The organism is Cetobacterium somerae (assembly GCF_022430525.1).
Lineage (GTDB): Bacteria > Fusobacteriota > Fusobacteriia > Fusobacteriales > Fusobacteriaceae > Cetobacterium_A.
In genome coordinates this window covers 1,803,331-1,825,011 of the sequence record NZ_CP092519.1, presented here as the reverse complement: position 1 = coordinate 1,825,011, position 21,681 = coordinate 1,803,331, and the positions used below count along the sequence as shown (strand labels likewise).

The 21,681-nt window shown below is 36.5% G+C and carries 14 protein-coding genes, 1 tRNA gene, 4 rRNA genes and 1 other annotated feature; all 19 genes read left to right on the top strand.

The features are described from left to right. The first annotated feature begins 47 nt into the window (after positions 1 to 47). The 19 genes from rrf (MKD34_RS08585) (at position 48) to MKD34_RS08495 (ending at position 21,523) form a co-directional block, all read left to right on the top strand. Positions 48 to 164 (top strand): 5S ribosomal RNA (gene rrf, locus MKD34_RS08585). A gap of 313 nt (positions 165 to 477) precedes the next feature. Then, positions 478 to 1,990: ribosomal RNA gene (locus MKD34_RS08580) — 16S ribosomal RNA — on the top strand. Positions 1,991 to 2,166: 176 nt separating this feature from the next. Then, positions 2,167 to 5,083 (top strand): 23S ribosomal RNA (locus MKD34_RS08575). A 49-nt stretch (positions 5,084 to 5,132) separates the two neighbouring features. Next, positions 5,133 to 5,249, top strand: a 5S ribosomal RNA gene (gene rrf / locus MKD34_RS08570). Together the 16S, 23S and 5S rRNA genes form the textbook arrangement of a ribosomal RNA operon. Before the next feature lie 172 nt (positions 5,250 to 5,421). Further along, the gene (gene rpmG / locus MKD34_RS08565) at positions 5,422 to 5,574 is read left to right on the top strand and encodes a 50S ribosomal protein L33 (protein WP_023051526.1); all 153 of its coding nucleotides are present in this window, start codon (positions 5,422 to 5,424) and stop codon (positions 5,572 to 5,574) included. 68 nt (positions 5,575 to 5,642) lie between these two features. After that, positions 5,643 to 5,718, top strand: a tRNA-Trp gene (locus tag MKD34_RS08560). Positions 5,719 to 5,753: 35 nt separating this feature from the next. Further along, on the top strand, positions 5,754 to 5,936 hold the full coding sequence (gene secE / locus MKD34_RS08555; RefSeq protein ID WP_023051525.1) for a preprotein translocase subunit SecE: 183 nt from the start codon (positions 5,754 to 5,756) through the stop codon (positions 5,934 to 5,936). A 1-nt stretch (position 5,937) separates the two neighbouring features. Then, the gene (gene nusG / locus MKD34_RS08550; RefSeq protein ID WP_240219045.1) at positions 5,938 to 6,537 is read left to right on the top strand and encodes a transcription termination/antitermination protein NusG; all 600 of its coding nucleotides are present in this window, start codon (positions 5,938 to 5,940) and stop codon (positions 6,535 to 6,537) included. 70 nt (positions 6,538 to 6,607) lie between these two features. After that, complete coding sequence (rplK, locus tag MKD34_RS08545; RefSeq protein ID WP_023051523.1) at positions 6,608 to 7,033, top strand: 50S ribosomal protein L11; 426 nt, start codon at positions 6,608 to 6,610, stop codon at positions 7,031 to 7,033. An 80-nt stretch (positions 7,034 to 7,113) separates the two neighbouring features. Further along, complete coding sequence (gene rplA / locus MKD34_RS08540) at positions 7,114 to 7,818, top strand: 50S ribosomal protein L1 (RefSeq protein ID WP_240219044.1); 705 nt, start codon at positions 7,114 to 7,116, stop codon at positions 7,816 to 7,818. A gap of 77 nt (positions 7,819 to 7,895) precedes the next feature. Then, positions 7,896 to 8,039, top strand: a sequence feature (ribosomal protein L10 leader region). Between the two features lie 18 nt (positions 8,040 to 8,057). Next, positions 8,058 to 8,582: a 50S ribosomal protein L10 gene (gene rplJ, locus MKD34_RS08535; RefSeq protein WP_023051521.1), complete on the top strand. Its 525-nt coding sequence runs from the start codon at positions 8,058 to 8,060 to the stop codon at positions 8,580 to 8,582. Positions 8,583 to 8,656: 74 nt separating this feature from the next. Further along, entirely contained in the window at positions 8,657 to 9,019 is a 363-nt protein-coding gene (gene rplL / locus MKD34_RS08530) for a 50S ribosomal protein L7/L12 (protein WP_023051520.1), read from the top strand. A 207-nt stretch (positions 9,020 to 9,226) separates the two neighbouring features. After that, positions 9,227 to 12,724 carry a DNA-directed RNA polymerase subunit beta gene (rpoB, locus tag MKD34_RS08525; RefSeq protein WP_023051519.1) on the top strand — a complete coding sequence of 1,166 codons (3,498 nt, stop codon included), beginning with the start codon at positions 9,227 to 9,229 and terminating at the stop codon, positions 12,722 to 12,724. Between the two features lie 68 nt (positions 12,725 to 12,792). Beyond that, positions 12,793 to 16,737, top strand: coding sequence for a DNA-directed RNA polymerase subunit beta' (rpoC, locus tag MKD34_RS08520; protein ID WP_240219043.1), 3,945 nt, complete (start codon positions 12,793 to 12,795; stop codon positions 16,735 to 16,737). 56 nt (positions 16,738 to 16,793) lie between these two features. Beyond that, positions 16,794 to 17,669 carry a YicC/YloC family endoribonuclease gene (locus MKD34_RS08515; RefSeq protein WP_240219042.1) on the top strand — a complete coding sequence of 292 codons (876 nt, stop codon included), beginning with the start codon at positions 16,794 to 16,796 and terminating at the stop codon, positions 17,667 to 17,669. Between the two features lie 12 nt (positions 17,670 to 17,681). Next, positions 17,682 to 18,236 (top strand): guanylate kinase, encoded by a 555-nt coding sequence (gene gmk, locus MKD34_RS08510; protein ID WP_023051516.1) that lies wholly within the window; start codon positions 17,682 to 17,684, stop codon positions 18,234 to 18,236. 9 nt (positions 18,237 to 18,245) lie between these two features. Next, positions 18,246 to 18,464, top strand: a complete 219-nt coding sequence (gene rpoZ, locus MKD34_RS08505; protein ID WP_023051515.1) for a DNA-directed RNA polymerase subunit omega — start codon at positions 18,246 to 18,248, stop codon at positions 18,462 to 18,464. Continuing rightward, entirely contained in the window at positions 18,457 to 19,446 is a 990-nt protein-coding gene (locus MKD34_RS08500) for an FAD:protein FMN transferase (RefSeq protein WP_240219041.1), read from the top strand. The genes rpoZ and MKD34_RS08500 overlap by 8 nt, the downstream gene beginning before the upstream one ends. A 106-nt stretch (positions 19,447 to 19,552) precedes the next feature. Beyond that, positions 19,553 to 21,523, top strand: a complete 1,971-nt coding sequence (locus MKD34_RS08495) for a sodium-translocating pyrophosphatase (protein ID WP_240220105.1) — start codon at positions 19,553 to 19,555, stop codon at positions 21,521 to 21,523. Positions 21,524 to 21,681 lie beyond the last annotated feature (158 nt).

Genomic DNA, 21,681 nt, shown 5'->3' with positions numbered 1-21,681 from the left:
TATACTACTATATAGTTTCAAGTGTTCAAGAACACAAATAAATATTGATTGGCAACGATAGCTATGGAGGTACACCCAGTAACATTTCGAACCTGGAAGTTAAGCCCATAAACGCTGAAAGTACTTGGGGGGCAGCCCCCTGGGAGGATAGGAAGTTGCCAATCTTTTTTATTTTTTGTAAAAACAACAATTTTTTATATGAAAAAATATTTTTTTAACAAACAAACTCAATGAAAACAATGGTTAATGATAAAAAACAACATAATATTTAAAAATAAATAAAAAAACTTTATTGACAAACTTTAATCGTTGTGGTATGATTATATATGTCAGTGGGAAACACCACAGACGAACGAAAACTAAAGGACATTAACAACCGAATAGAGAAAATAGTCAGAAGTTATGAAAATAACAAAATGCCAGAAATGGCAAACCAATAAATGGTGTAAACGTAAGTCTTAGGACTTTAAATATATTTGAATGAAGAGTTTGATCCTGGCTCAGGATGAACGCTGACAGAATGCTTAACACATGCAAGTCGATTCGATTTACCTTCGGGTATTGAGGATGGCGGACGGGTGAGTAACGCGTAAGGAACTTGCCTCTTGGTCTGGGACAACTGTTGGAAACGACAGCTAATACCGGATATTATGAGATTCTCGCATGGGAAACTTATGAAAGCTATATGCGCCAAGAGAGAGCCTTGCGTTCCATTAGCTAGTTGGTGGGGTAACGGCCCACCAAGGCGACGATGGATAGCCGGCCTGAGAGGGTGAACGGCCACAAGGGGACTGAGACACGGCCCTTACTCCTACGGGAGGCAGCAGTGGGGAATATTGGACAATGGGCCACAAGCCTGATCCAGCAATTCTGTGTGCACGATGAAGGTCTTCGGATTGTAAAGTGCTTTCAGTTGGGAAGAAGAAAGTGACGGTACCAACAGAAGAAGCGACGGCTAAATACGTGCCAGCAGCCGCGGTAATACGTATGTCGCAAGCGTTATCCGGATTTATTGGGCGTAAAGCGCGTCTAGGCGGAAAAATAAGTCTGATGTTAAAATGCGGGGCTCAACTCCGTATTGCGTTGGAAACTGTTTTTCTAGAGTACTGGAGAGGTGGGCGGAACTACAAGTGTAGAGGTGAAATTCGTAGATATTTGTAGGAATGCCGATGGAGAAGTCAGCTCACTGGACAGATACTGACGCTAAAGCGCGAAAGCGTGGGGAGCAAACAGGATTAGATACCCTGGTAGTCCACGCCGTAAACGATGATCACTAGGTGTTGGGGGTCGAACCTCAGCGCCCAAGCTAACGCGATAAGTGATCCGCCTGGGGAGTACGCACGCAAGTGTGAAACTCAAAGGAATTGACGGGGACCCGCACAAGCGGTGGAGCATGTGGTTTAATTCGACGCAACGCGAGAAACCTTACCAGCGTTTGACATCCTAAGAAGTTTCCAGAGATGGATTCGTGCCGGCTTGCCGGAACTTAGTGACAGGTGGTGCATGGCTGTCGTCAGCTCGTGTCGTGAGATGTTGGGTTAAGTCCCGCAACGAGCGCAACCCCTATTGTATGTTGCTACCATTAAGTTGAGCACTCATGCGATACTGCCTGCGATGAGCAGGAGGAAGGTGGGGATGACGTCAAGTCATCATGCCCCTTATACGCTGGGCTACACACGTGCTACAATGGGCAGTACAGAGAGTTGCCAACCCGCGAGGGTGAGCTAATCTCTTAAAGCTGTTCTTAGTTCGGATTGTACTCTGCAACTCGAGTACATGAAGTTGGAATCGCTAGTAATCGCAAATCAGCATGTTGCGGTGAATACGTTCTCGGGTCTTGTACACACCGCCCGTCACACCACGAGAGTTGGTTGCACCTGAAGTAGCAGGCCTAACCGTAAGGAGGGATGTTCCTAAGGTGTGATTAGCGATTGGGGTGAAGTCGTAACAAGGTATCCGTACGGGAACGTGCGGATGGATCACCTCCTTTCTAAGGAGACTAACTTTTTCTCTATTCGATTGATAGTGTTCTTTACTATCAAACTTGGACATTGGAAACTATATAGTAGATATTGAGAAAATATTCTAAATTAACTAACAATTCATTTTTAAGTCAATCTTAAATTGAGTAGTTAGTCTGTCTAAATAATATGAATTATATTACAAGGTTAAAATATTAAGGGCACACGAAGGATGCCTAGGAAGTAAGAGCCGATGAAGGACGTGGTAAGCTGCGATAAGCTTGGTGGAGTTGCAATCGAACTGTGATGCCAAGATTTCCGAATGGAGAAATCTGCTAAGATGGAGTCTTAGCACGAAAGAGGGAACCGCGTGAACTGAAACATCTAAGTAACGCGAGGAAAAGAAAGTAAAAACGATCCCCTAAGTAGCGGCGAGCGAACGGGGGTGAGCCCAAACCGTAGATGTGCCAAGGATGCAGCCGTTGCATCTACGGGGTAGCGGGAAGATCGTCTGAAGAACTGCAAGGTATTCGACATTATGATACGCCGAACTGGAAAGGTCTGGAAAGGCCTGCCGTAGAGAGTGAAAGCCTCGTACAGGTAAACCGTATCAAATGTATGATCTCTCCCAAGTAGCACGGAACACGAGGAATTCTGTGTGAATCTGCGAGGACCATATCTCGTAAGGCTAAATACTCTTACTTACCGATAGCGCATAGTACCGTGAGGGAAAGGTGAAAAGAACCCCGGGAGGGGAGTGAAATAGAACCTGAAATCGTGTGCTTACAAGCGGTCAGAGCCCTTTGGGGTGATGGCGTGCCTTTTGGAGAATGATCCTGCGAGTTACGTTCAGTGGCAAGGTTAAGTTTAACGGAGCCGAAGGGAAACCGAGTCTGAATAGGGCGACATAGTCGCTGGGCGTAGACGCGAAACCTGGTGATCTAAGCCTGTCCAGGGTGAAGCTGTGGTAAGACACAGTGGAGGCCCGAACTCACCGCCGTTGAAAAGTTGGGAGATGAGGTAGGTTTAGGGGTGAAAAGCCAATCGAACCAGGAGATAGCTCGTTCTCTCCGAAATGCATTTAGGTGCAGCCTTGAGTGTTCAATTATGGGGGTAGAGCACTGAATGACCTAGGGGGCATACTGCTTACCGAAGTCAATCAAACTCCGAATACCATAATTCTAGAGCTCAGGAGTGAGACTATGGGAATTAACTTCCATGGTCAAAAGGGAAACAACCCAGACCACCAGCTAAGGTCCCTAATTATAACTAAGTGGGAAAGGAGGTGGAGATTCACAAACAACCAGGAGGTTGGCTTAGAAGCAGCCATACCTTTAAAGAGTGCGTAATAGCTCACTGGTCGAGAGTCTCTGCGCCGACAATGTAACGGGGCTAAGTTATAAACCGAAGCTGTGGAGTTGCGTAAGCGACTGGTAGGAGAGCGTTCTGTAGGCCGTTGAAGGAGAATCGACAAGAAACTCTGGAGGTATCAGAAGTGAGAATGCAGGAATAAGTAGCGAGAATGGGGGCGAGAATCCCCCACGCCGGAAGACCAAGGGTTCCAGGGTAAAGTTTGTCTCCCCTGGGTAAGCCGGGTCCTAAGCCGAGGCTAGATTGCGTAGGCGAATGGAAAACAGATTAATATTTCTGTGCCACTGATATCAAGTGATGGAGGGACGCAGGAGGTTATGCACGCTGGCGAACGGAAGTGCCAGTTCAAGCATGTAGCGTGGTCTAGTAGGAAAATCCGCTAGACTAAACGTGAGGTGTGATGAGGAGTCGTAAGATGGAAGGTGCAAATACCACACTGCCGAGAAAAGCTTCTAAGCGTTTTAAAGATATTAGTGCCCGTACCCCAAACCGACACAGGTGGTCAGGATGAGAAATCTAAGGCGGACAGGCTAACTCTCGTTAAGGAACTCTGCAAAATAGCCCCGTAACTTCGGGAGAAGGGGTGCCTTTTATGGTGAGCGTACACGCGACGCAAAGCTATGAGAGGCCGCAGTGAAGAGTCTCAGGCGACTGTTTAACAAAAACACAGGTCTATGCTAAGCTGTAAGGCGACGTATATGGGCTGACACCTGCCCAGTGCCGGAAGGTTAAGAGGAGGAGTGAGAGCTCCGAATTGAAGCCCCGGTGAACGGCGGCCGTAACTATAACGGTCCTAAGGTAGCGAAATTCCTTGTCGGGTAAGTTCCGACCTGCACGAATGGTGTAACGATCTGAGAGCTGTCTTGACGGGAGGCCTGGTGAAATTGTATTACCGGTGAAGATACCGGTTACCTGCAGTAGGACGGAAAGACCCCATGGAGCTTTACTGTAGCTTGGTATTGGGTTTTGGCATCGTATGTATAGGATAGTTGGGAGACTATGATGCGTGGTCGCTAGATTACGCGGAGTCACTGGTGGAATACCAACCATACTATGTCGGAATTCTAATTTGAGGTTTGTACCCTCGAAGACAGTGCTAGGTGGGCAGTTTGACTGGGGCGGTCGCCTCCGAAAGAGTAACGGAGGCGTTCAAAGGTTCTCTCAGGTTGGATGGAAATCAACCGCAGAGTGCAATGGCATAAGAGAGCTTAACTGCGAGACTGACGGGTCGAGCAGGTGCGAAAGCAGGACATAGTGATCCGGCGATTCCGAATGGAAGGGTCGTCGCTCAACGGATAAAAGCTACCCTGGGGATAACAGGCTGATTCTACCCGAGAGTCCATATCGACGGTAGAGTTTGGCACCTCGATGTCGGCTCATCGCATCCTGGGGCTGGAGAAGGTCCCAAGGGTTGGGCTGTTCGCCCATTAAAGCGGTACGTGAGCTGGGTTCAGAACGTCGTGAGACAGTTCGGTCCCTATCCACTGTAGGCGTTAGAGTATTGAGAAGATCTGTCCTTAGTACGAGAGGACCGGGATGGACAAACCTCTGATGTACCAGTTGTCACGCCAGTGGCACAGCTGGGTAGTCACGTTTGGAACAGATAACCGCTGAAAGCATCTAAGCGGGAAACTGACTTCAAGATAAGTACTCTTTAAGATACCTTCGAGACTAGGAGGTTGATAGGTTGGGGGTGTAAGAGTTGTGAGACTTTTAGCTGACCAATACTAATATATCGAAGTTTTAACCTTAATATACTACTATATAGTTTCAAGTGTTCAAGAACACAAATAAATATTGATTGGCAACGATAGCTATGGAGGTACACCCAGTAACATTTCGAACCTGGAAGTTAAGCCCATAAACGCTGAAAGTACTTGGGGGGCAGCCCCCTGGGAGGATAGGAAGTTGCCAATCTTTTTTTATTTTGGAGTAAAGAAAAAACTGTTGACAAAAACGGAAAAAAGTGGTATTATCATCTATGTCTTAAAAAGAAAGCAATAAATAAGGAAACTCTTGTTTACCATACAATAAGCTATGAGGTATGGGAGGATTTGTGATATCCGTTAGATGAGTGGAGGTGTAAAGAGTGAGAGTAAATATTCAATTAGAGTGTACAGAGTGTAAAAGAAGAAACTACAGTACTTCAAAGAATAAGAAGAACACTACTGAAAGATTAGAATTAAATAAATACTGTAAATGGGACAAAAAAGTAACATTACATAAAGAAACTAAAAAATAATTCTTAGTCTAAGAAGCCTACGTGCTTCTTGATTAATTATTTAAAGTAAAACATTTGCAACAACATGCAGGTCAATGGCTCAATTGGCAGAGCATCGGTCTCCAAAACCGAGGGTTGGGGGTTCGATTCCCTCTTGACCTGCCATTTTTTTTATAAATTAAAATTACTGGTGGTGCAAAATGGGACTAATTAATGATGTAAGAAGAGAGTATTCTAAGGTTCAATGGCCTAGAAGAAAAGAGATTGTTGCAGCAACTAGTTGGGTTGTTGCTATGAGTATATTTTTAGGAATATACTTAGGAGTTTTCGATATAATTGCTTCAAGACTTTTAAAGATGCTTGTATCTCTCTTTGGAGGATAAAATGGAAAAAAGCTTAGTGAAAAAATGGTTTATGATTCATACTTATTCGGGGTATGAGAAAAAAGTTAAAACAGACTTAGAACAAAAGATAGAAACTTTAGGATTATCTAATATAGTAACTAAAGTTTTAGTTCCTGAAGAGGAAACTATCGAAGAGAGAAGAGGAAAGAAAAAAGTTATTTCAAGAAAATTATTTCCTGGGTATGTTATGCTAGAAATGGAAGCTACTAGAGAGGAAAGTGGAGATGGAATCAACTTTAGAGTAGACTCTGATGCTTGGTATGTTGTTAGAAATACTAATGGTGTAACAGGATTCGTTGGTGTAGGATCTGATCCAATTCCAATGGAAGATGACGAAGTAGAAAATATCTTCTCTGTTATAGGATACAAAAATGATGAGGATGAGAAAGCAATAAAAGAAGTTATAAAAGTTGACTACGAAGTAGGAGATTATGTAAGACTTCTATCTGAAGGTTTTGAAAACCAAGAAGGAAAAGTTGCAGAAATCGATATGGAACATAGAAAAGTTAAGGTAATGATGGAGATGTTTGGAAGAATGACTCCTATTGAAGTTGATCTTAACAGTGTAGAGAAGGCTTAATTAAATAAATTTAAGCCAGTGGGAGATCGTAAGATCAATACCACAATTTTATGGAGGTGTAATTTAAACAATGGCAAAAGAAGTAATCGGATTAATAAAACTACAATTACCTGCTGGAAAAGCTAACCCTGCTCCACCAGTAGGACCAGCATTAGGACAACACGGAGTTAACATTATGGAATTCTGTAAGGCGTTCAATGCAAAAACTCAAGATAAAGCAGGATGGATCATCCCAGTTGAGATCTCTGTTTATAACGACAGATCTTTCACATTTATCTTAAAAACTCCACCAGCATCTGACTTATTAAAGAAAGCTGCAGGAGTTAAATCAGGAGCTCAAAACTCTAAAAAAGAAGTAGCTGGAACTATAAACACAGCTAAATTAAGAGAAATCGCTGAAACTAAGATGCCAGATTTAAATGCTGGATCAGTAGAAGCTGCTATGAATATCATAGCTGGATCAGCAAGATCAATGGGAATCAAAATAGAGGACTAATTAGAAGTCAATTCTTATTTATGTGATATTAAGTGGTAGGATGTAAACATCCGTTTAACCACAGGAGGAGGAAATTTTCAATGGCAAATAAAAGAGGTAAAAAATACCTAGAAATAGCTAAATTAGTTGAGCAAGGAAGACTATACGAGGTTAAAGAAGCTATAGAACTTGTAAGAAAGACAAGAACTGCTAACTTCGTAGAAACAGTTGAAATAGCATTAAGATTAGGAGTAGATCCTAGACATGCTGATCAACAAGTTAGAGGTACTGTTGTACTTCCAAATGGAACAGGAAAAACAGTTAAAATATTAGCAATCACTTCAGGAGCTAATGTAGAGAAAGCTTTAGAAGCTGGAGCAGATTATGCTGGAGCAGAAGAGTATATCGAGAAAATTCAACAAGGTTGGTTTGACTTTGATATCGTAATCGCAACTCCAGACATGATGCCTAAATTAGGAAGATTAGGAAGAATCTTAGGAACTAAAGGTTTAATGCCTAACCCTAAGTCAGGAACAGTTACACCAGATATCGCAACGGCAGTATCTGAGTTCAAGAAAGGAAAACTTGCATTTAGAGTAGACAAGTTAGGATCAATCCATGCGCCAATCGGTAAAGCAGATTTCTCTGAAGAAGCTTTATTAGAGAACTTCACAGCGTTCATCAATGAGATTGTAAGATTAAAGCCATCTGCTTCTAAAGGTCAATACTTAAGAACTGTAGCAGTTTCTTTAACAATGGGACCAGGAGTTAAAATGGATCCAGTTTTAGTTGCAAAAAATGCTTAATTAAAATTTGCAAAAATTTAAATTATATGTTATAATTATAAAGTTGTAAAATTATAACTTAAAAAGTTGGATAAATAATTAAATATAGATCCAAACCAAAGACCGTAGGTGACGCAAGTCTTAAATATCCTACCGAGGTTGGAAGAAGGTATTCACTAACCTCAATAGTTAGATTTTGAACCTCCGTTCCTACCTTGGAGCGGAGGTAATTTTAGAGTAAAAGAGGAGGTGAATCAATAATGGCAACTCAATTAAAAAAGGAACTTGTAGCTGAATTAGTTGAAAAAATTTCTAAAGCTCAATCAATCGTTTTAGTTGACTATCAAGGTCTTAAAGTTAATCAAGAGACTGAATTAAGAAAACAAATGAGAGAAAACGGAGCTGAGTACTTAGTTGCTAAGAACAGACTGTTCAAGATAGCACTAGCTGAGGCTGGTATCGCTGATAAATTCGATGATTTACTAGAGGGGACTACTGCATTTGCATTCGGATATGCTGATCCAGTAACTCCAGCAAAGGTAGTTTACGATGTAGAAGCGGCTCAAGCAAAAGCAAACGCAAAAGCTAAGAAAACTATATTCACTATAAAAGGTGGAGTATTAACTGGTAAGAGAGTAGAAGCTTCAGAGGTAGTAGCATTAGCTAAATTACCATCTAGAGAGCAACTTCTTTCTATGGTTCTTAACGGAATGCTTGGACCAGTTAGAAAACTTGCTTACGCAACTGTGGCAATCGCTGAGAAGAAAGAAGCAGCTGCTGAGTAATCACTTGTTGATTTTAGAGTATTATTGATTTAATAAAAAGAAGAAAAATTAGGAAAATTTAAGGAGGATTTATAATGGCATTCAATAAAGAGCAATTCATAGCTGATTTAGAAGCTATGTCAGTATTAGAGTTAAGAGAATTAGTAACAGCTTTAGAGGAGCACTTCGGTGTTACTGCTGCTGCACCAGTAGCTGTAGCTGCTGCTGAGGGACCAGCTGTAGAGGAGAAAACTGAGTTTGATGTAGTTTTAACTGCTGCAGGAGCTAACAAAATAGCTGTAATCAAAGAGGTAAGAGCAATTACTGGATTAGGATTAAAAGAAGCTAAAGAATTAGTAGATAACGGTGGAACATTAAAAGAGGGAGCTTCTAAAGAAGAGGCTGAAGCTATAAAAGCTAAATTAACTGAAGCTGGAGCTACAGTAGAGGTTAAGTAATAACCCTTACAAGGTTGCATAAGCAACTAGTTATACTTAAATAAAAAAAATAGGCACTCTAATGGGTGCCTTTTTACTCATTATAATGAAAATTATTAAATAATCTATTAAAAGTAAGTTAATACTTAATCTTTTGAAAATAAAAGGCTTTTATTTTCCAAAGATTAGGTATTGATCACTATATGAAATAGTAAGGAGTGTGAATTGATGGGGAAACTCGTTGAAAGATTGAATTTTGGAAGAATCGAAGAAAGAGGAACTATGCCTCATTTTTTAGAATTCCAACTGGATTCCTATGAAGATTTTCTACAAGCTAAGGAGGCTCCACTTAACAGAAAAGATAAGGGGCTTGAATCTGCTTTTAGAGAAATATTCCCTGTTGAATCTTCAAATGGAGATATAAAATTAGAGTATGTTTCTTATGAGTTACATGAAGCGGAAGCTCCATTGAATGATGAGCTTGAGTGTAAGAAGAGAGGGAAGACTTATTCTGCATCTTTAAAAGTAAGATTAAGACTTACTAATAAGAAAAGTGGAAACGAAATCCAAGAAACACTTGTTTATTTTGGAGAAGTTCCTTTAATGACTGAAAGAGGAACATTTATAATAAATGGTGCTGAGAGAGTTGTAGTATCACAGTTACATAGATCTCCTGGAGTGTCATTTAATAAAGAAGTTAATATCCAAACAGGTAAAGACCTGTTCTCTGGAAAAATTATTCCTTATAAAGGAACATGGTTAGAGTTTGAAACTGATAAAAATGACTTCTTAAGTGTAAAAATTGATAGAAAGAAAAAAGTTTTAGCAACTGTATTTTTAAAAGCAGTTGATTTCTTCGATACAAACGAAGAGATAATGGATGAGTTTTTAGATGAAAAAGAAATTAATTTATCTGAATACTATTCAAGATATTCAAATAAAGAGGAACTAATTAGTGTTCTTAAAACAAAAATTGAAGGAAGCTTTGTTAAAGAGGATATTTTTAATGAAGAAACTGGAGAGATTTTATTTGAAACTAAACAACTAATTACAGAAGCTGTAATATTTGATTTAGTAGACCTAAAAATAGAAAATATTTTAGTTTGGGAAGTAAAACCAGAAGATAAAGTATTTGCAAATACAATAGTAAATGATACTGGAGATACAAAAGAGGAAGCTGTAACAGAGGTATTTAAGAAATTAAGACCTGGAGACTTAGTAACTATTGATTCAGCTAGATCTTTAATAAAGCAGATGTTCTTTAATCCTCAAAGATATGATTTAGAGCCTGTTGGAAGATATAAAATGAATAAAAGATTAAAATTAAATCTTCCAGAAGATGAAATTTTACTTACTAAAGAGGATGTAATTGCAACAATAAAGTATGTAATTAGTTTAAACAACGGAAAAGGACATACAGATGACATTGATAACCTATCTAACAGAAGAGTTAGAGGTGTTGGAGAGTTATTATTAATGCAAATTAAAGCAGGACTTTCTAAGATGGGTAAAATGGTAAAAGAGAAGATGACAATTCAAGATGTTGAAACATTAACTCCACAATCATTATTAAACACTAGACCGTTAAATGCTTTAGTATTAGACTTCTTTGGATCAGGGCAATTATCACAATTCATGGACCAGTCAAATCCACTTGCTGAATTAACTCATAAGAGAAGAATATCAGCACTAGGACCTGGAGGACTTTCAAGAGAAAGAGCAGGATTCGAGGTTAGAGACGTTCACGACTCTCACTATGGAAGAATTTGTCCTATAGAAACTCCAGAGGGACCAAACATTGGACTTATCGGATCTTTAGCTATATATGCTAAAGTAAATTCATATGGATTTATAGAAACTCCATATGTTAAGGTAGAAAATGGAGTTGCTAATTTTGATGATATTCATTATTTAGCAGCAGATGAAGAAGAAGGATTATTCATAGCCCAAGCGGATACTAAACTTGGTGAAAATGGAGAACTTTTAGGAGATGTTGTATGTAGATATGGACATGAAATAGTAAATATTTCAGGAGAAAAAGTTCATTATTTAGATGTATCACCTAAACAGGTTGTATCAGTTTCAGCAGGATTAATACCATTCCTTGAGCATGATGACGCCAACAGAGCACTTATGGGATCGAACATGCAAAGACAAGCGGTACCATTATTAAGAACAGAAGCTCCATTCATTGGAACAGGACTTGAAAGAAAAGTTGCAGTTGATTCAGGAGCAGTAATCTCAGCTAAAGCAAAAGGTAAAGTTATATACGTAGATGCAAAAGAGATTATTATAGAAGATGCAGAAGGAAAATCTTACAGACATAGATTATTAAACTTTGAAAGATCAAACCAAGCAATGTGTTTACATCAAACACCATTAGTTGACCTAGGACAAGAAGTAGAATTAGGACAAGTAATTGCTGATGGACCTGCAACAAAAGGTGGAGATTTAGCTCTAGGAAGAAATATTCTAATGGCATTTATGCCTTGGGAAGGATATAACTACGAGGATGCGATTCTGATATCTGATAGATTAAGAAAAGATGACGTATTTACATCTATCCATATAGAAGAATATGAAATAGAAGCTAGAAATACTAAATTAGGTGACGAAGAGATTACAAGAGAAATACCAAATGTTTCTGAAGAAGCATTAAAGAACTTAGATTCAAGAGGTATAATTGTAGTAGGATCAGAGGTTGGACCAGGAGATATCCTAGTAGGAAAAACAGCACCTAAAGGTGAATCAGAGCCACCAGCAGAAGAGAAGTTATTAAGAGCTATCTTCGGAGAAAAAGCAAGAGATGTAAGAGATACATCATTAAAAATGCCTCATGGATCGAAAGGAACGGTTGTTGAAGTTCTTGAATTATCAAGAGAAAATGGAGACGAGTTAAAAGCTGGAGTAAATAGATCTATAAGAGTATTTATTGCTGAAAAAAGAAAAATAACTGTTGGAGATAAAATGTCAGGAAGACACGGTAATAAAGGTGTTGTTTCTAGAGTATTACCAGCAGAAGATATGCCATTCTTAGCAGATGGTACACACTTAGACGTTGTAATCAATCCACTTGGAGTTCCTTCACGTATGAACATCGGACAGGTTCTAGAGGTTCACTTAGGAATGGCAATGGGTAAATTAAATGGTGGAACTTATTTATCAACTCCAGTATTTGATGGTGCAACAGAAGAACAAGTAAAAGATTATTTAGAAAAAGCTGGATATCCAAGAAAAGGTAAAGTTACTTTATTTGATGGAAGAACTGGAGATAAATTTGATAATCCAGTAACAGTTGGAAGAATGTATATGTTAAAGCTTCATCACCTTGTTGAAGATAAGATGCACGCAAGAGCAATTGGTCCTTACTCACTAGTAACTCAGCAACCTCTTGGAGGAAAAGCACAGTTCGGAGGACAAAGACTTGGAGAGATGGAGGTTTGGGCTTTAGAGGCTTATGGAGCTTCAAATATCCTTCAAGAAATGTTAACAGTTAAGTCTGACGATGTAACAGGTAGAACAAAAACTTATGAAGCAATTGTAAAAGGTGAAGAAATGCCAGAGGCAGATTTACCAGAGTCATTTAAGGTTTTATTAAAAGAGTTCCAAGCACTAGCATTAGATGTAGAACTTTTTGATTCTGACAATGAGTTAATTAACGTTAACGAAGAGTTAGGAAAAGACGAAACAATCGTTGAGTTTTCTTTATCTGACCAAATAAACTAAATTTAAGTAAAATTGAATATGATGATAGATGAAAGCTTTATCTCATTTAAGGAGGCTTTGTATTTAATATGGGAATTAAAAGTTTTGAGAAGATTAGAATTAAACTAGCTTCTCCAGAGAAGATAGAAGAGTGGTCGTACGGAGAAGTTACGAAACCAGAAACAATAAACTATAGAACATTAAATCCAGAGATGGATGGATTGTTCTGTGAAAGAATATTTGGACCATCGAAAGATTGGGAATGTTCTTGTGGAAAATATAAAAGAATGAGATACAAAGGACTAGTTTGTGAGAAGTGTGGAGTTGAAGTAACTAAGTCTAAAGTAAGAAGAGAAAGAATGGGGCATATAGCATTAGCTGCCCCAGTAGCTCATATTTGGTATTCTAAAGGAACACCAAATAAGATGTCTCTTATTTTAGGAATTTCTCCAAAAGAGTTAGAGTCAGTTTTATATTTTGCTAGATACATAGTAACAGCTAGTGAAGAGCCAACTTTAAAAATTGGTAAAATCATAACTGAAAAAGAGTACAAGCTATATAAGCAAATGTACGGAAAGCAATTTGAAGCAAAAATGGGAGCAGAAGCTATTTTAAAACTATTAGAGATGATAGATTTAGAAGAGTTAAGAGTAGAGTTAGAAAAAGAACTTGAAGATGTAAATTCTGCACAAAAGAGAAAGAAGTTAGTTAAAAGATTAAAGATAACTAGAGACTTTATAGCATCTGGTAACTTACCTCAATGGATGATTTTAAAGAATGTTCCAGTAATTCCAGCTGATTTAAGACCAATGGTTCAATTAGATGGTGGAAGATTTGCTACTTCTGACTTAAATGATTTATATAGAAGAGTTATCAACAGAAACAACAGATTGAAGAGACTTTTAGAAATAAAAGCTCCAGAAATTGTTGTAAAAAATGAGAAAAGAATGCTTCAAGAAGCAGTTGACGCTCTAATTGATAACGGAAGAAGAGGAAAGCCAGTTGTTGCTCAAAATAACAGAGAGTTAAAATCACTTTCTGATATGTTAAAAGGAAAGCAAGGTAGATTTAGACAAAACCTACTTGGAAAAAGAGTAGATTACTCTGCAAGATCGGTTATCGTTGTAGGACCTTCTTTAAAAATGCACCAGTGTGGAATTCCTAAAAAGATGGCTCTTGAGTTATACAAACCTTTCATAATGAGAGAATTAGTAAAAAGAGAGTTAGCTTCTAATATAAAAACAGCAAAAAAATTAGTTGAAGATGCTGATGATAAAGTTTGGGATGTAATTGAGGATGTTATTCAAGACCACCCTGTTTTATTAAACAGAGCTCCAACACTACATAGATTATCAATACAAGCTTTCGAGCCAGTATTAATAGAAGGAAAGGCAATAAGATTACATCCGTTAGTATGTTCAGCATTTAACGCTGACTTCGATGGAGACCAAATGGCCGTTCACTTAATGTTATCACCAGAAGCTATAATGGAAGCAAAACTTCTTATGTTAGCTCCAAATAACATAATATCTCCATCAAATGGAGAACCAATAGCTGTACCATCTCAGGATATGGTTATGGGATGTTTCTACATGACAAAAGATAGACCAGGAGCAAAAGGAGAAGGAAAATCTTTCTCTAATAAAGAGCAAGTTTTAACAGCTTATGATAGAGATATCCTAGATACTCATGCTATCGTAAATGTTAGAATAAATGGTGAAATGGTTAAAACTACAGCTGGTAGAATCATGTTTAATGAGATGTTACCAGAAGTAAATAAACAATATGATGTAACATTCGGAAAATCTCAATTAAAAAAACTTATTGGTAAATTATATGAGATGCACGGATTTACAAAAACTGCAGAGTTAATAAACGATATTAAAAACTTTGGATATCACTACGCAACATTTGCAGGAGTTTCAGTAGGTATTGAGGACTTAGAGATTCCAGAAACTAAAAAATCAATCTTAGAAGAAGCGGATCAAAAAGTTGCAGAAATTGAAGCAGATTATAAAGCTGGAAAAATCATAAACGAAGAGAGATATAGAAAAACTGTAGCTCTTTGGTCAGAAACAACAGCTAAAGTAACTGATGCAATGATGAGTGGACTAGATCAGTTTAACCCAGTTTATATGATGGCGAACTCTGGAGCCAGAGGATCGATTGCACAGATGAGACAGCTTGCGGCAATGAGAGGAAACATGGCCGATACACAAGGTAGAATCATCGAGGTTCCAATTAAAGCGAACTTTAGAGAAGGACTAACAGTATTAGAGTTTTTCATGTCATCACACGGAGCTAGAAAAGGTCTAGCTGATACGGCGTTAAGAACTGCCGATTCAGGATATTTAACAAGAAGATTAGTTGATATATCACACGAAGTTATTGTAAATTCAATTGATTGTGGAACTCACGAAGGAATTGAAGTAGCAGAACTAGTTTCAGATGGACAAGTAATTGAAAAATTATCTGAAAGATTAATAGGTAGAGTACCTGCTGAAGATGTAGTATATGAAGGAGAAGTAATTGCTAGAAGAAACGAGATGTTTACAAAAGAGCAAATCGCTAGAATTACAGAACTTGAAATCAAGAAAATAAAAATAAGATCTCCATTAACATGTGACCTTGAAAAAGGAGTTTGTCAAAAATGTTATGGAATGGATTTAGCTAACCATAAAGAGATATTACTAGGAGAAGCGGTTGGAGTTATAGCAGCTCAATCAATTGGAGAACCTGGTACACAGCTTACAATGAGAACATTCCATACTGGAGGAGTTGCGACAGCTACTGCTGCTGCAACAAGTATTAAAGCTGAAAATACTGGAAAGGTTGTATTCAAGGATATAAAACTTCTAGAAAATCAAGAGACTCAAGAGAAAATTGTAGTTTCTCAATCAGCTAAAATTTTAATAGGAAACTATGATTATGAGATTGCTTCAGGATCTATCTTAATAGTTGAAGAAGGTCAAGAAGTAAAACCAGGAGATGTTTTAGTAACATTTGATCCATACCATATCCCTATTATTGCAAACCAAGATGGAAGAATTGAATATAGAGAGTTATATGTAAAAGAAAACTTTGATGAAAAGTATAACGTTACAGAATATATGGCTATAAAGACTGTAGAATCTGGAGATTCAAACCCAAGAGTAGTTATATTCGATGAGGATGGAACTGCAAAAGAAAGTTACTCAATACCATTTGGAGCATACTTAATGGTTAGAGAGGGTGAGTCAGTAAGAACAGGACAAATTATAGCAAAAATTATAAAAGAGGGAGAAGGAACGAAGGACATCACTGGAGGTCTTCCAAGAATTCAAGAGCTATTTGAAGCTAGAAACCCTAAAGGAAAAGCTATTCTATCAGAAATAGATGGAAAAGTTGAAGTAACAGGAAGAAAGAAGAAAGGTATGAGAGTAATAATCATAAGATCTACTTCTGATACTGAAAACTTTAAAGAATACTTAGCACCAGTTGGAGAACATTTAGTTGTAACAGATGGAATGTTAATTAAAGCTGGAGATAAAATAACAGATGGAGCTATATCGCCATTTGACGTTCTTAACATTAAAGGGCTAGTTGCAGCAGAGCAGTTTATACTAGAATCTGTACAACAAGTATATAGAGACCAAGGAGTTACTGTAAACGATAAACATATAGAAATTATCGTTAAACAGATGTTTAAGAAAGTAAGAATAGTAGAATCTGGAGCTTCATTATTCTTAGAAGATGAAGTTGTAGAGAAGAGAGTTGTTGAATTAGAAAACAATAGATTAAGAGCTGAAGGAAAAGCAGAGATCAAATATGAACCTGTTATTCAAGGTATTACAAAAGCAGCTGTTAATACAGGAAGTTTCATATCAGCGGCATCATTCCAAGAAACTACAAAAGTACTTTCAAATGCAGCAATAGAAGGTAAAGAGGACTACTTAGAGGGACTTAAAGAGAATGTAATTATAGGTAAGAAAATTCCAGCAGGAACTGGATATAAAGCTTATAAAAACATAGTTCCAGTTGAGATAGAGGACTAATAAAATAGGCGACTTTGTCGCCTATTTTAGCATTTTATTTATGAGGGGTTGATGTTATGAGAAGTATGACAGGATATTCAAAAGAATATTTTGAAAATGAGAAGTATGCTATATCCTTAGAGATAAAAAGTGTGAATAATAAAAACTTAAATTTAAAAATAAAATCACCTCATATGCTAAATTTTTTGGAAAATAAAATCAGAACAGAGGTTGCTTCTAGAGTTACGAGAGGAAGTATAGATTTAAAAATTGAATTTCAAGATAAAAGAGAAGTTGATAATTTATTTGAATATGATAAAAATATGACAGCATCTTATTTGAAAGTTTTAAATACTATAGAAAATGAATATGAAGAAAAGTTTAGTAATAAACTTGATTTATTAGTTAAGAATTTAAATGTCATTAGAAGAAATGATTTAGAGATAGATGAAAAAGAATACGAAAATTTTATAGTGAAAAATCTTCACTTGCTATTAGATTCTTTTGTGGAGATGAAAGAGGCAGAAGGCGCTAGAATGAAAGATTATTTTCTACAATGTATTAATATTATAGAAAATAATGTAAATGAAATAAAGAAATTAAAAGAAAATATTGTTATGAACTATAAGGAAAAACTTTTAGAAAGATTATCTAAAATAAGTAATATAGAATTTAATGATGAAATTCTTTTGAGAGAAGTTCTTTTATTTACAGATAAATCTGATATTTCAGAGGAAGTTTCTAGATTAGAGAGTCACCTTATTCAATTAAAAATAGAATTAGATTCTCCAAATGCAGGTGTAGGAAAAAAAATTGATTTTATTCTTCAAGAGATTTTTAGGGAGTTAAATACTTCAGGTGTGAAATGTAATTTATATGACATTTCAAAATTGATTGTAGAATGTAAAAATGAGATAGAAAAAATTAGAGAACAAGCTCTAAATATAGAATAAAGGAGAATAGAAATGAAAAAGGGTGAACTATTTATTGTATCAGGACCAAGTGGTGCTGGAAAATCAACAATATGTAGAATAGTTAGAAAACAGCTAGGTATCAATTTAGCAACTTCAGCTACAACTCGTGCTCCAAGAGAGGGAGAGTTACACGGGAGAGATTATTATTTCCTATCAGTGGAAGAGTTTAAAAACAAAATAGAAAATAATGAATTTTTAGAATACGCAACTGTTCATACTAACTACTATGGAACTTTGAAATCTGAAGTAGAATCAAGATTAGCATCAGGTGAAAATGTAATTCTTGAGATAGATGTTCAAGGAGGGCTTCAGGTAAAAGCAGCTTATCCAAATGCACACCTAATATTCTTCAAAACACCAACAATGGAAGATTTAGAGAGAAGACTAAGAGGAAGAAAAACAGATAGTGAAGAAACTATACAGCTTAGATTAAAAAATTCAATAAAAGAATTAGAATATGAAAAGGATTATGATATAACAATTATTAACTATACTGTTGAAAAATCATGTGATGAGTTAGTAAAAATTATAAATTCTAAAAACTAGGAGGATTTTATGAAAAAAGTAATTACTTATGATGAATTATTAGAGAAGATACCTAATAAATATACATTAACAATAACTGCTGGAAAAAGAGCAAGAGATATTGGTAAAGGAGCACCTGTACTTACAAAAGTTTCTAAGAAAGATACTGTTGTAAAGAAGACTTTTAGAGAGATTATCGATGGAAAAATAACTTTCGGTGAACAAGCGGAGGACTTAATAAATGAGTAAGAGTAGAAATATTTTTCTACTCTTTTTGCTTTTTTTGTTACTTTTAGGTTGTGAAAAAAAAGTTAAAAGAGTAGATGACGAAAGATTTGCATTTGGAACTTTTTTTAAAATTTCTATTTTTTCAAATGATGAAAAAAAAGCTAAGCAGTCTATAGAAAGTGCTTTTGTCGAGATAGAAAGAATCGATTCAAAATATAATAGTAAAGTAAAAGGAAGTTTAACAGATAATCTAAATACTTTAAAAAAAGAAACTTTTGATGCGGAAGGAATACTTCTTTTAAATGAAGTAAATAAAGCTTATGAGTTATCAAGTGGTAAATATGATATAACGATGGAACCTTTGATGACAGTTTGGGGATTTTCAGAAGAAGTTCCACCAAGAGATAGTGTACCGACTAAAAAAGAACTTGAAGAAGCAGCAGCTAATGTTGATTTTTCTCAGATTGAGATAATTGGAAATGAGATTGTTATAAATAAAGATGGAGTAAAAATAGATACAGGTTCTTTTTTGAAAGGATATGCAGTGAAAAAAGCTGGTGAAAAACTGAGAGAAGCTGGAGTAGAGAGTGGATTTATATCGGCTATATCGAGTATAGAAGCTATTGGTGTTAAAGGAGATGGAACTCCATGGAAAATAGGAATTCAAAATCCTAATAATCCTTCAGAAATTCTTGGAATTGTTGAGTTAAATAATCAAAGTATGGGAGTTTCAGGAGATTATCAAACTTATGTAGAAATAAATGGGAAAAGATATCATCATATTTTAGATAAAGAAACAAAATATCCAGTAGAAGATAAGAAAATGGTAGTAGTTGTGAATAAAAATTCTTTAGAAGCTGACTTATATTCAACAACATTTTTTTTAATGCCTATTGAAAAAGTTTTAGAAAAAGCTAATAGTACGCCTGATTTAGATGTTTTAATAGTTGATAAAAATGACAAAATTTATCTTTCGGAAAACTTAAAATTCAATAAAAAGTAGATTAAAATAAAGAAAAAAAGAACTTTGTTTTTTCTTGAAATATCTTGAACTTTCTCGTATACTTTAATCATACTAAACATACTGGGAGGTTTTAAAAGTGGAACGAATGATCTATTTGGGAATTTTCGGTGGTATTATAGCACTATTCGCAGCATCTTTCTACTCCAAGAAAGTTCAAAGTTATGAGATTAATATTCCGAGAGTAGCTGAAATAACGGAAGCAATTAGAGAAGGTGCAATGGCTTTTCTTTCGGCGGAATATAAAATTTTAATTTGGTTTGTTGCAGCAGTGGCAATCTTACTAGGAGTATTTTTATCTCCAATGGTAGCAGTAACTTTTGTGATAGGAGCATTAACATCGGCTTTAGCAGGGAACATCGGTATGAGAATAGCAACAAAAGCTAATGGAAGAACATCAATTGCAGCAAAAGAAGGGGGCTTGTCTAAAGCTTTAGATGTAGCTTTTGCTGGTGGAGCAGTTATGGGACTTTCAGTTGTAGGATTAGGAATGTTAGGTCTTACAATATTAATTTTAGTATTTGATTGGGATGTAAGTATAATAACAGGATTTGGAATGGGAGCTTCTTCTATAGCTTTATTTGCAAGAGTAGGAGGAGGTATCTATACTAAAGCTGCTGACGTTGGAGCAGATTTAGTAGGAAAGGTAGAGGCAGGAATACCAGAGGATGATCCAAGAAATCCAGCAACGATAGCTGATAATGTAGGAGATAATGTAGGAGACGTAGCGGGAATGGGAGCAGATTTATTCGAGTCATATGTTGGATCAATAATAGCAACATTAGCTATTGGTGCGGCAATGGAAACAAAAGAGTATTTATTAGCTCCAGTTATGATATCGGCGTTTGGGATTATAGCATCAATATTAGCAACTTTAACAGTTAAAACTGAAAATCCTGATGAAGTTTATCATAAACTAGAAAATGGAACTAGAATAGCGGGAGTTTTATCAATAATTGCCTCTTTTGGAGTTATTAAATATTTAAAATTACCAATGGGCATATTTTGGGCAATAGTAGCAGGATTAGTAGCAGGATTAGTAATAGCTTATTTTACAGGACTTTATACAGATACTGGAAAAAAAGCAGTAAATAGAATTTCGGATGCGGCAAAAACAGGTCCAGCAACAACAATAATTGAGGGATTAGCGGTAGGAATGGAATCAACAGTTGCGCCAATGATAATAATATCAATAGCAATCATTGTAGCATATAAGTTTGCAGGATTATACGGAATATCAATAGCGGCAGTAGGAATGCTTTCAACAACTGGAATGGTAGTTGCAGTTGATGCTTATGGACCGGTTGCAGATAATGCGGGTGGTATAGCGGAGATGGCTGAGTTACCTCATGAAGTTAGAGAGTGTACAGATAAACTAGATGCAGTAGGAAATTCAACAGCAGCAGTAGGAAAAGGATTTGCTATTGGATCAGCAGCGTTAACAGCTTTATCATTATTTGCTGCTTATAAAGAATCTATTCAAAAATTATCGGGAAAAGATTTCGTTCTTGATATAATAAATCCAGATGTAATAGTTGGGATATTTATTGGTGGAATGTTAACATTCCTATTCTCTGCTCTAACAATGACTGCGGTAGGAAAAGCAGCTATGGAAATGGTTGAAGAAGTAAGAAGACAATTTAGAGAGATTCCAGGAATTATGGAAAAAAAGACAAAGCCAGATTATAAAAGATGTGTTGAAATTTCGACACACTCTTCATTAAAAGAGATGTTATTACCGGGTATATTAGCAGTTTTAGCACCGGTAGTAATAGGATTATGGTCACCAGAAGCATTAGGTGGATTATTAGCAGGAGCTTTAGTAACAGGAATCTTAATGGCTATTATGATGGCTAATGCTGGTGGAGCATGGGATAACGCTAAAAAGCAGATTGAAGCAGGATATAAAGGCGATGGAAAAGGGTCTGAAAGACATAAGGCAGCAGTAGTTGGTGATACAGTAGGAGATCCATTTAAAGATACCTCAGGGCCATCTTTAAATATATTGATAAAATTAATGAGTATAGTTTCTCTAGTTTTAGTACCACTATTTGTTTAAAAAAAAGTCCTAGTTAAACTAGGACTTTTTTATTGAAAATAAAAAGGAAAAGTCTTAAAAAATAAGAAGAACTATAAGAAATATTTTATAAAACTAATTAAAAATAAAGAGCTTATAAAAAAGTGGGAATAATAGAGTCAAAAAAAGGTAAAAAATAG